This is a genomic window from Limnothrix sp. PR1529 (assembly GCF_002742025.1).
Classification (GTDB): Bacteria; Cyanobacteriota; Cyanobacteriia; order CACIAM-69d; family CACIAM-69d; genus CACIAM-69d.
This window is the reverse complement of the sequence record NZ_LIRO01000083.1, coordinates 19,016-30,373: the sequence shown is the minus strand read 5'-3', so window position 1 is coordinate 30,373 and position 11,358 is coordinate 19,016. Positions and strand designations below refer to the sequence as shown.

Sequence of the window (11,358 nt, the reverse complement as noted above, 5' to 3'; positions counted from 1 at the left end):
GGCTTAAGCCCCTTGTCTGGTTAGGCTGCCTTGAGTTGTTAGCGTATCAAGTTTGATCGCTCAAGTCCGATCGCTCAGGTTTGGTTCTTCAGAACTTCTTCGAGAATTAACGAGCTGAATCAGTTATGGTTAACCATTGGGAAAATGGTTGGGCAAATTGCTCAAGGCTGAGGCAGTGAATCCGATCACTCTGGGTTGCCTGGGCGCGATCGCTCTCGGTGTTATAGCCCCAATTGGCTAGGAATAATTCCACTCGATCCAAGGCCGGTTCTTGGATGACTTTGTTCAGGGTTGGCAGCATATCTTCCACAAACCAAATATTAGACTTTTGCCCAATCCACTGCTTTAAGGTGGTGGCTTTCGGTTGACGAGTTGCCTTGCCAAAGATTGCTAAGGATTGATGATGAACCCCTGCCCGATCGAGCAGTTGCCGCACAAACCGCTCTTCCTTGGTGGTAATAATCACAACCTCTAAAGAAGAGTAGGCATGAGCTGGATTGAGCCAGGTTTTTAATTGCTCAATCACCCCTGGAAAAAAGCGATGCAATGCCAACCAGCCGTCCAAATCTTCCCGAATCCATCGATCGCGGTTGCTGTCTAACTGTTGTGAAAGTTGGGCCGCTGTTAATTGATCGCGTTGCACAATGGTCTCCGAAATCGATCGCCAATGGGATTGAATGTCCGCGATTGAATGCCCATCCACCAAGGCTTGAATTAAAACGGGCATTTCCCAACCTGTTTCGATTACGGGCCGGAGCCGATAAAACGATTCCGCTAGCTCTGGGGCGATCGGGTCAGCAAATTGCCACAGTTCCTGATGGGTTTTGCGAGCGATTTCAAAATATTCCAACAGTCCATCACAGAGCACCCCATCAAAGTCCAAAGCTAATAAATCGGGTGGCAGGATAGGTTCAGAACTAGAGATCATAGGTTGATTGGCTTAATGCTAACTGGGGCAAGACTAAACTGGAAATTTGGAGTTGATTAGCTTAATGGTTATTGGGGCAAGACCAGTTGAATTAATACTAAGAGATCGTGATTTACAAATCAGCAATGTCATCGGCAGAACTGGGCAAAGCCGCTCCACAACGACGGCAATAACTGGCATCTGGGTCATGAAAAATTAGGCCGCAGCGATCGCAGGCATTCCGAATTTTATCGTTGGTGTTCACAAAGCTCTTGATCAAGTCGCTAATTTGCCAAGGAATAATGGCAACTCCTGACAAAATCATCAAAACAGTGACCAATTTTCCCACCTTGGAAACGGGTGTAATATCGCCATAGCCCACGGTGGTCATGGTCACCACCGCAAAATAAAAGGCATCTAGGAAATTTTCAATGACGGTAGGATTTTTGGGATGTTCAACCTGATAAATCAAGCCAGAATAAATAAAAACAATGGAAAAAAGAGTAAACAAAATACGAGTGATAATCAGGCGATCGTCCGCCGCCAGCCATTGGGGAAGGTAGCGGCGATCGAGAAAGCGCACCAGGCGCAACACTCGAAACCACCGCAACAATCGCAAAAACCGCACATCCCAAAACCCAATCAGCAGCGGCGCGATCGCGATCGCATCAATGATCGCGTAAGGACTAAAAACATAGCGCCACTTCTGTTCTGCGCACCACAGCCGCAGGGCATATTCCACCGCAAACACCCCGGCCAACATGCGGTTGCCTACGGTCAAAACCATCCGCAATTGATCATCAATTGTGAAGGTTTCAATTACGAAGGTCACGGCCGACAACAGAATTGAAACGGCAATGGCCCCATTGACCCAACGGCTCAGGGGCGTTTCCAAATCGTCCAGAACTGCGATCACTCGCTGTTGAACGAGAGTGCGCGATCGCCCTGCTTCTACTGCCGTCATGGGGCTAGTTGGCGGCGGCGGAATCACTATTTCCGCCATTCCCACCGCCTTTGGTCAAGTCCTCAAGGGTGTTCAAAATCAACCGCTTGGCCTGCAAACGCCATCCCCACTTTTGCACCGTCCAGGCGGCCAAGGTTCCGGCAATCACAAACACAAAGGCGGCCGGCTGTTCCATGGACACACCAATCAGCAACCCAAGACCCGTCACCCCCCAAAAGGGCAGGGCGATCGACTGGCGCTGTTTTTCCACAAACTCCGCCAATTGTCCCCCTTCAGCCAACTCCGCTTTTAATTGCTCCTTGGCTTGGCGTTGTTCGGTAACCGAGAGGGTCAGACCAATTTTGCGGCGCAATTTTTCGACCTTGCGGGCATCGGTGCTGAACTCAGTGAGTTCGTCTTCGGCCATCACAATCAAACGTTCAACGGAATTCATGATCGGGGGTGGAATTTAAATCTGGGGTGAAATTTAAGGAGTTGGCAGCCTTGGGGAGCCATGGGAACTGAAAGCCAGCAACATAACCCAAGCTTAGGATCGACAATAGTGCAACTTGCGTGCAATTGGCGGGCAATTGACTGGCCGCCAGCGGGCAACCAAGCCACCTTTGGGCAAGCTTTGGGCGATCGGGCCCGGTTCCGGCCCGGAAGGCCCCAGCCAAGCCATAATAGAAGCCACTGCCCAAAGTGAGTGCTCGCAAGCGTTCCAGCGAACTGAATCCGCAACCGCAACCGCGTTATGACTGACTGGCTGACCGATGCTCGTAACCGACTGACTGAGGCGATCGCCCGCTACCGCGATCGGGTGGACTTTTTGGCCATCCGCCTCGAAGAATCTCAGGGAACCGATATTCTGCTGCGTGGGGGTCGCCTGGAAACCCTCAGCGAAAGCGTGGCGATCGGGGGGCAAGTGCGGGCTTGCCACAAGGGCGGTTGGGGCTTTGCCAGCTTTAACCGACTGGATACCCTTCTGGAACGATTGGAAGAGGCGATCGCGGCGGCCCATCTGGTGGGGGATGATGAAACCCTCCTGGCTTCGGTCGCGCCGGTTCAGGCCACCTGCACCTTGCCCTTGGCCGGCACTGATCCCCGGCAGGTGTCCCTCTCGGACAAAAAGGCCCTCTGCGACCACTATGCAGAAATTTTGCGCGCCGTTGACGGTCGCATCGCCACCACGATGGTGCGCTACGGCGACAGCACCCAACGCACCTTGCTAGCCACCTCCGAAGGCACAATGCTGGAGCAATCCTGGGTGGATATGGAAATGCGGTTTGCGGCCACGGCCCGCAATGGCGAAACGGTGCAAACGGGCCGGGAAACCACCGGCTCCCGCAACGGCTATGAAGACCTGACTCAATTAGATGACCAGGTGCGCGGGGCGGCCCGGCGGGCGGTGGATGCCCTGTCGCTCCCTTCGGTGAAGGCCGGAACCTATACGGTGGTAATTGACCCAATCTTGACGGGTTTGTTTGTGCATGAGGCGTTTGGGCATTTGTCCGAAGCCGATATGGCCTACGAAAATCCCGACTTACTGGAAACCATGAGCCTGGGTCGCCGCTTTGGCCCCGAAAATCTGCAAATTTTTGATGGTGCTGCACCTGCCGGCCATCGGGGCAGCTATGCCTACGATGACGAGGGCACACCGGCCAGCACCACCCAATTGATCACCAACGGCGTGTTGACCGGGCGGCTCCATTCCCGGGAAACGGCAGGCCGACTGGAGGAACAACCCACGGGGAATGCCCGCTGCTTGAACTATCACTACGCCCCGATCGTCCGAATGACCAACACTTGGATCGAGCGTGGCGAAACCCCGGCCGCAGAGTTGATCGCCGGGATCGAAGAGGGAGTTTATGCGCGCAACTGGTTGGGCGGCATGACCAACGGCGAAATGTTCACCTTCACGGCCGGCGAGGCTTGGATGGTGCGCAACGGCGAACTGGCCGAGCCGGTGCGGGATGTCACCCTGTCGGGCAATGCCTTCAAGACCCTGGCGGACATTGAGGCGATCGGGGACGACTTCTATTGGGATGAGTCCGGCGGTTGCGGCAAGGGCGGCCAAAGTGGATTACCGGTTGGTTGCGGTGGCCCCAGCCTGCGGATTCGCAATGTGGTTGTGGGTGGTGAAGCGGCCTAGGGGCTGTCGTTATCGCCTAGGGGCAGGCTGAAGCGGCTGATTTTTCATGCCTCGATCACATCGTAGACAAGGGGCTTAAGCCCCTTGCTGCTCACGGTTTCTCAACGGCAACATCAGGATTTTGGGAATTTGGCGACGGTTCCAAGGCCTTGGCGTTGCCAAAACGGCTCTCCAAACCTGCTTGAACGTTTTAAATTTGTCGTGCCGCCACTGTCTATCAGTTTTGGCTTGAGTTAGGAATCGCTTAAGGATGCAATTGCCGATGGTCGCCACAGCAAGGGTTAGCAGCGGATCGCCCACGGGTTACATAGCTCCCGGTTGGGCAGAGGAATATCGATCGCGCCGGGCCCGGTTGCTGGAAAAAATCGGCTCCGGGGTGGCCATTTTCCGCAGTGCGCCCCATGCGGTGATGCACAACGATGTGGAATATAACTACCGCCAGGACAGCGATTTTTATTACGTAACTGGGTTTGATGAACCAGCGGCCGTAGCAGTGCTGGCCCCTAACCACGAAGAACATCAATTCATCTTATTTGTGCGCCCCAAGGATCGGCTGGCGGAAACTTGGTCGGGTCGGCGGCTGGGAGTGGAGGCGGCTAAAGAAGCGATCGGGGCAGATGTGGTTTACCCGATCGAAGAGTTAACCGCCAAGCTGCCGCAATACCTGCAAACGGGCGATCGCATCTTTTACAGTCTGGGTCATGATCCCCAGTTCGATGCGCAGATTCTGGATCTGTGGAAACAGCAGCGCCGGAGCTATTTCCGCAAAGGGCGCGGCCCGGTAGCCCTCGAAGACCCGATCGCCCGCCTGCACCAACTGCGAAACATCAAGTCCCCGTTGGAACTGGCGGCCATGCGTCAAGCGGCCGACATCGCCGCCGAGGCCCACCAGCGGGCTATGGAGATGGCCCGGCCCGGCGTTTGGGAATATGAAGTGCAAGCGGAACTCGATCGGCTTTGTCGATCGCGTGGTGGTTGGGGGCCGGCTTACCCGGCGATCGTCGCCGCCGGGGAAAACGCCTGCATCCTGCATTACGTGGAAAACAACTGCCAACTGCAAGATGGCGATCTGTTGCTGATCGATGCCGGTTGCGCCTACGGCTACTACAACAGCGACATCACCCGCACCTTTCCGGTGAATGGCCGCTTCAGCCCCGAGCAACAAACCCTCTACGAGCTAGTGTTGGCGGCCCAGATGGCGGCGATCGCAGCGGTCAAACCTGGTGATCCCTACAGCAACGTCCATGACGCGGCCCTGAAAGTCCTGGTTGAAGGGCTACTAGACTTAGGGCTGATGGTCGGCAGCGTAGAACAAATTATTGAAAAAGAACTCTATCGCCCCTTCTATCCCCACCGCACCAGTCATTGGTTGGGCTTAGATGTGCATGACGTGGGGGTCTACACCTACGGTGATGATCCCTGCTATCTCCAGCCGGGCCAGGTGCTGACGGTGGAGCCAGGCCTCTACATTGCCCCGGACATCGAACCGAAGCAGCCCGGCGAGGACGATGATTGGCCCGCTCAACCGGAAGTGCCGGAACAGTGGCGCGGCATTGGGATTCGGATTGAGGATGATGTATTGGTGACCGAGGGTGGCCATGACGTGCTGACGGCCGCTGTGCCTAAACAGGTTGCTGATCTGACTTGGGGCAATGGCTAGGCGGAAGCCAATCAGGCTGGACGGAACGGACGGGCTGATCGCTCCAGTGAGGTAGCCGGCCCGTTCGACTTGGAATATGTCAAGCCCTAAAATGTAAAGAATTAAGAAAAACTTCTGATTTCCCGATCGATCCAGAATCGCGGATGGGTAAGTTTGGGCTAAGTGCTTAGATCTTCCCTCAAGCCCTAGGCGATGCTCCGGTTTGGTTGCTCCCCTGAAGCGCGACACTTCAAGGCTGCAAGCCGATAATTTTTGGGCGGTTCAAGCACAGCCACCTGGCGTGGTTGGGATGGAACCGATTCGGAGCGCCGCCGGTCTAGGGACAGTGAGTCATGTTGGGGTAGCGAGAAACCGTTCTGAGATTGACGGTCACTCTCCAACGCCCCGCCCTTTGCTGTAATGGGTGTGTTTCGGGTCAGTTTTTCAAGAACTCTCAGGCCAAGTTGGTAGAGCCAATATGATGATCCTGCGGCGGCTAGTTTTGGCTATTTCGTTCCAATTGGGACGAACGATCGCGCAGTTCCAGCGACTGTTGCATCGTCGAGGGCGATCGGGCGATCGACCCCAAATTCTGGCTTCTAATCCCTATTGGCGACGGCTGCGATCGCAGGCGGGCTTCGTGTTGCCAACCACGGCCTTGTTGCTGGTGGTGGTAGCCCTCACGATTACTGCCCTGTCGCTGCGCACCCTCAACCGCACGGATCAAGTCGCAGCCGATCGGGCCCAAAAGGTGATCTACAACGCCGCCACCCCCGCAATCGATCGCGCCAAAGCCAAACTTGAAAAACTCTTTACCCAAGACCCTCGCCTAACATCCAACGGCGCACCCTCCGAGAAGTATTTGCTCAGTATGTTGCTGAACAAAAACTTGACTGGCAGCAGTGCGTTTGACGAAATTTTTAACGCTGCCCGTAACCAGTCCTACACCTTTCCCGGTGAGCAACAAATTGATATAAACGGGGACGGACAACCGGATCCAGCTTGGAAATTTCCAGTTGATACAAATGGGGACGGGCAAGAAGATGCAGACGTTGCATACTCCTTAATTTTCAGCACACCGTCTGCCAACTCTGCTGGAAAGCTAGAGTTTGATATGAGCAAGGCAGCTCTGCAAGGGCGAGTCGCAGCGCTGCAAACCCGCACGGGGCCTTTGATTCAACAGGAAGCTGATGAAAGTCCTTGTAACCTCGCGGGTCGTCTGAGTGCCGAAATCTTGCCTCCCATTGAAGCGGGCTGGTATCAAGACCAAAAGAAAACATCTACCCTTCGGAAGAACTTCCAGGTGGATGCTGTTGTAATTCCAAAGCGCGATACTGCTCGGTCAGGGGCTGGAACCAACACCATTGCAACCCTTGAATTCCAGCAAGACCGGATTGTGGAGAAAGGCAATAAATGGGGAGCTTGGTTCCGTAATGATCTAGAGCTGTTTTCAGGTGCTGCCTTCAACTGGAATGGTGCGATGCACACGGAAGGCTCGATGTTCCTAGCAGGTGCTGGCAGCCCCACACGCCTATTCTGGGTGAGCGCCCCTTCATCTTGCCTCTACCAAGATCCCGAAGCTTCCAGCATTAGCGCCTCGCCGGAAAACCCTGAAGGCAATGCTTCAGTAGAAACCTGCAAAAACTACACTAGCGAGGGAATTTGCAAAAACTTCAAAGGCGATCTAATTTCCAGTGCTGTTTCGGGCCCCCGCAGCAACTTTGGAGGTAATCCAAGGGTCTCGATCGACTATCGAGAAACTAGCGGCCGTGTGACCCCAGGCAATCTCAATTTCACGACCGAAACCGATTCCGTGAACTTTGGAGGGAAAGCGATCGATCTCGCCTTAGACCCACTCTTGCTCTATACCCAAGATGCCAGTGTTCGGCGCAGATCGGGCAAGGTACGCGCTGACGGCTGGAACACGGTTGAGGGAGCGGAATATTCAACCAGATTCAGCGGCCAGGCTGTTCCTAAACCTTACCTAGACGACTTCTATCGGGCCGACAATCGCTATGGCCCTCGGCCAACCTACGGTCGAACCTCAGAATTGAGGATACCCGGCACCAAGAAGGTGGGTGACAACATTACTGACAGTCAACGTGACCGCTTAACCCGCAACACCAATACGGAGCAACCGGCAGAAGTGGGAGCCGATGGCTATTGGGAACGCCGTGCCATCAACGAGGGGACTCGGATCATCACCGGTCAGCGCCTAGAGCTGGAAAATCCCCTGGAAAATCCCCTGGGCTATCCCTCTCAAGCGGATGAATTTGATGCAACAACGCCGCTCCAGGCCTTGCAGCGTCGTAGCTATAAAGATAATCCGGCCGCCGTCCAAGGCACGTTGCTTTTTCACAAGGGTGTTGGGCAAGGGGTAAAGCCGGTGGCTGCCTTGACGAGTACTGTTCACCCGGGGACTCCCGACACCCTGAAACAGTCGGCAACCTTTGAGAAACTCCCTGTCACGGCTGGTGTCAAGACCAAACCGGAATGGACAGCCTTTGGGGAGCGCTTTGGAGACGAATCAGAGGAACTTGCGATCGACTTTTTCCATGGCCGCGGCACGAACGGTTGGGAAATGGATGTGGATCGGCTCAATGAGCTAGTCAGTGTTAGCACTGGCCCCACCAGCACCCCGGTCAACTTAAACGCGACCTTGCGGAAAGCTTTGGAAAACCTGGCGACCTTTGCGGGGGACAAGGATGGTGCATTTCCCGCCAAGCAGGAAGCAGGCAAAACTCACCCGCTCCCGCAGTTGGTGAAGTGGGGCGACTTTAGTAATTTGCGTCGGGCCCTCTATGACACCAACAACAGTCCGGCTGATGCGACCACCCAGCAGACTGCGGCTCTGAGTACTGGAATGTTGGCTTACAACATTGCCTATTTGGATGCGATCGACTACAGCGATCCGGACTTCCAAACCACCGTTCTCGATAAGCTGGCGGAAGCCCTCGGCAAAATTGGGGACAACGATCCAGCCTGGAATAAAAAGGAAGACCCCTCCCGTGCGGATTGGCTCTCGGGAGCACGCACCGACAGTGCCAATGACCGCAAGTTGGGACGGGTTGACATTTTTCGCCCCGGAGACACCACGGGGCCCTTCTCTGTGCGGGTTTATCCAGGAAACTCCGGGCTGCGCAGTCCCTCTGACTTCAATAGCCGTAATCAGGAGGGTGCAGATTTTGTGGAAGTGCAGTTGGCTAGCCTCAAAACCCAGGGCGGTCAACCCCTGGCTAGTCCGCCCCTGCTGAAGCGGATTCCGGCTGCGGATCCGGCCCTGAAACCTGGTGAGAATCCGTTTGCGGCGACCACGGCTTCCACTGATTTGGTGACACCACTGGTTCCTCCGGAAGCCTATGTGGCGGCCTTGGCAGATAAGAGCACGAGCGGAGCGGCCCTCAACCGTTTGGACAGTAACCCACTGAAGCCCACTGAGTTGCAACAATGGGCCAGGTTAATTGCACTCCGAGAGCAAATCCAGCGCGATCGTACCTTTGGCTTTGCCACCCACTTCGGCCGAGTCAAAAACACCGCTGGCAGCATCCCTGCGGAAACCGCCAAACATCACTACAGCTACACCGTCCAAAATGACCTGACCCCCACGCCGCCCTCCGGATCATTAACCGTCGGCTATGCTTTTGGCGGCCGGGTGTATGAGCAAGCCAAAACCTATGAGTTTGGTTGTGATTTCAGCAAGACAACGGGGAATAACTACTTCGGCTACGGAGTTCCTGGAACGGTTGCGGAAGAGAAGCGGTTTCTGCACTTGGCAGGTACCCTCTGCCCCGTAGAACCCGAATATCCTGCGCTGTACTATCTGTTCCCGCGTCCCTTGTCTGAAGACTTCATCGCTCACGATGCGGATGGAGATAAAACAGTGCTCCCCGCCCTGGAAGTGGGCACTGCTACCCTGTCTGTGGAGGTAGACCATGCCCAACCTAGAGCTACGGATCCGTTCTATGCGCCTTACGACAAGCTGTATTTCGATCCCTATCTGACGGTTGCTCAGGGTAATTTCCAGGTGCTGAGTGATAAGGATCTGGAGTCAATCATGATCAAGCCTCGGAAAGTGGCTGATTGGCTGCTACCTGTGGACGACAATCTCACGCCAACGGGTAGTTGTACCAATTCGGCTCCTAACTGCTCCCAGATGCTGTTTGTGGCAGTGGACAACGATGGGGCCAAAGCAGACAAGGCGATCGAGTATCACCGGGTTGCCTTCAAGGATGCAGCCTTGATGGACGGGCGAGAGCGTCTCGTAGAGCGGGTGCTGGATATCGATATCGATATGCTGCGGCAAAAAACCTACGCTCCATCTGCCTTGGGAGATCTGTGGTTGACCTTTGGCAACCTGAAGAAGAACGAGGCAGGTGGCATCGTCTATGCATTCCGGGAGGACAATACTCGAGAAGACGCGATCGAGCGATCGCCCTCTACCACCTGGTCGAGCTACAACATAGATACCGAAAGTGCTCGCATGAGCATCGGTCGCAGCAATCCCTTGGGGCAAGATCCGCCAATCAGCGACGTGACTGGCATTAGTCCTAAACCCGTGGACTACTACGCCGATCCCGATCGACGACCCCATGGGTTCCGATTGATCAATGGTGCTTTGATTAAACGCGAAGGCGGTGGTGCTGACAATGCCAACATTTTTGGAATCTCCTTCATTACGGATAATCCTCTATTCGTGAAGGGTGACTTCAACTTGCACCGAGTGGGTGGGGTGTTGGCTGAAGAGTTCAAAACGATCCTCAATCGAGACAACTATGGCAATTTCTACTCCCGAGGTAGTCGTAGTCCTGACCAAGATCTCAATCTAAGTTTTGCCCGTCCCGATAAAGATACTTGGCGACCTGTGGAATTGCTAGCAGACTCGATCACGTTAGTCTCTGGCAACTACTGTGATGGAAGTGTTCGAGATACCTTTCTCAATGCTTCACCCAAACTTGCAGATTGGTATGGTTGCCAGCGGACTGGATCACTAACTTCCCCCACAACTTCGTTCTATGCCCAAAACCGTCCCCTAGAAATGTCCGATCAGGAACGGGATTTGGTGCTGGATTGGTGGCACGAAAATCGGTTTGATTTCACTAGCGCTGTGGCAGTGGATTACACTGGCAAGCCCCTACAGCGAATCAATGAAGATGCTGCCCGTCCAGAGTTTGGACGACCCAATCCCTACACCGGCAACTACCAAACAGTTCCCTTGGGCCAACGCTATGGTCGTGGCGCAAATGGTGTGTTACCCGGTGCGAGCACAACCGAGGCGAATGCCATCTTTATCAGCGGTATTGGCTCCAGCCGCGAAAACCAGAGCTATGGCGGTTTCCATAACTTCCTCCCCATGCTGGAAAACTGGGGCGGCAGTAGCTCCAGCCAGTCTCAAACCATTTCGGGAGCCTTCTTGCAGCTAAACTTCCGCACGTCCTCAACGGGCCCCTACGAGCACGATGCTTGGGAAATCAATCAGCGCCCAGTCGGTGGCCAGGATGATATTCCCTACTACCAAACCCCAAGACGACGTTGGGGCTACGACGTGGGATTGCAATACGCTCCAGTGGGCCCCATTTCCAGTCGCTTTATTACGATCGGGAATACGCGCAGTGAGTTCTATAACGAACCGGAAGCCGGTGATCCTTACATCTGTGCTTTACGACGTTCAATTGAGACCACCCCTGATGGTTGCTGATAATCTGTCCCGATGAACTTGC

Annotated in this window: 6 protein-coding genes; 3 read left to right on the top strand and 3 right to left on the bottom strand. The window is 54.7% G+C overall.

The annotated features are described in order from the left end of the window. Positions 1 to 106 precede the first annotated feature (106 nt). From AMR42_RS12630 to AMR42_RS12620, 3 genes are all read right to left on the bottom strand, one after another. Positions 107 to 928, bottom strand: a complete 822-nt coding sequence (locus AMR42_RS12630) for an HAD family hydrolase (protein ID WP_099533948.1) — start codon at positions 926 to 928, stop codon at positions 107 to 109. A 112-nt stretch (positions 929 to 1,040) separates the two neighbouring features. Further along, positions 1,041 to 1,910, bottom strand: a complete 870-nt coding sequence (locus AMR42_RS12625; RefSeq protein ID WP_234406985.1) for an ion transporter — start codon at positions 1,908 to 1,910, stop codon at positions 1,041 to 1,043. Beyond that, positions 1,876 to 2,304 (bottom strand): hypothetical protein, encoded by a 429-nt coding sequence (locus AMR42_RS12620; RefSeq protein WP_099533944.1) that lies wholly within the window; start codon positions 2,302 to 2,304, stop codon positions 1,876 to 1,878. Before AMR42_RS12620 ends, AMR42_RS12625 begins: the two co-directional genes overlap by 35 nt. A 300-nt stretch (positions 2,305 to 2,604) precedes the next feature. On the opposite strand from AMR42_RS12620, the gene AMR42_RS12615 reads away from it, so the two are divergent. The 3 genes from AMR42_RS12615 to hpsA all read left to right on the top strand — a co-directional run bounded on the left by AMR42_RS12615 (position 2,605) and on the right by hpsA (position 11,336). Beyond that, entirely contained in the window at positions 2,605 to 4,002 is a 1,398-nt protein-coding gene (locus AMR42_RS12615) for a TldD/PmbA family protein (protein WP_099533943.1), read from the top strand. 250 nt (positions 4,003 to 4,252) lie between these two features. Further along, the gene (locus tag AMR42_RS12610) at positions 4,253 to 5,662 is read left to right on the top strand and encodes an aminopeptidase P N-terminal domain-containing protein (protein WP_234406984.1); all 1,410 of its coding nucleotides are present in this window, start codon (positions 4,253 to 4,255) and stop codon (positions 5,660 to 5,662) included. 481 nt (positions 5,663 to 6,143) lie between these two features. Then, a complete protein-coding gene (gene hpsA / locus AMR42_RS12605; protein ID WP_143473065.1) occupies positions 6,144 to 11,336 on the top strand; it encodes a hormogonium polysaccharide biosynthesis protein HpsA in 5,193 nt (1,730 codons plus the stop codon). Positions 11,337 to 11,358 lie beyond the last annotated feature (22 nt).

Excerpts from the sequence above, each read along its gene's own strand:
- AMR42_RS12620 (WP_099533944.1), bottom strand. The coding sequence starts at position 2,304 with ATGAATTCCGTTGAACGTTTGATTGTGATGGCCGAAGACGAACTCACT.
- AMR42_RS12615 (WP_099533943.1), top strand. The coding sequence starts at position 2,605 with ATGACTGACTGGCTGACCGATGCTCGTAACCGACTGACTGAGGCGATC.
- AMR42_RS12610 (WP_234406984.1), top strand. The coding sequence starts at position 4,253 with ATGCAATTGCCGATGGTCGCCACAGCAAGGGTTAGCAGCGGATCGCCC.
- AMR42_RS12625 (WP_234406985.1), bottom strand. The coding sequence starts at position 1,910 with ATGGCGGAAATAGTGATTCCGCCGCCGCCAACTAGCCCCATGACGGCA.
- AMR42_RS12630 (WP_099533948.1), bottom strand. The coding sequence starts at position 928 with ATGATCTCTAGTTCTGAACCTATCCTGCCACCCGATTTATTAGCTTTG.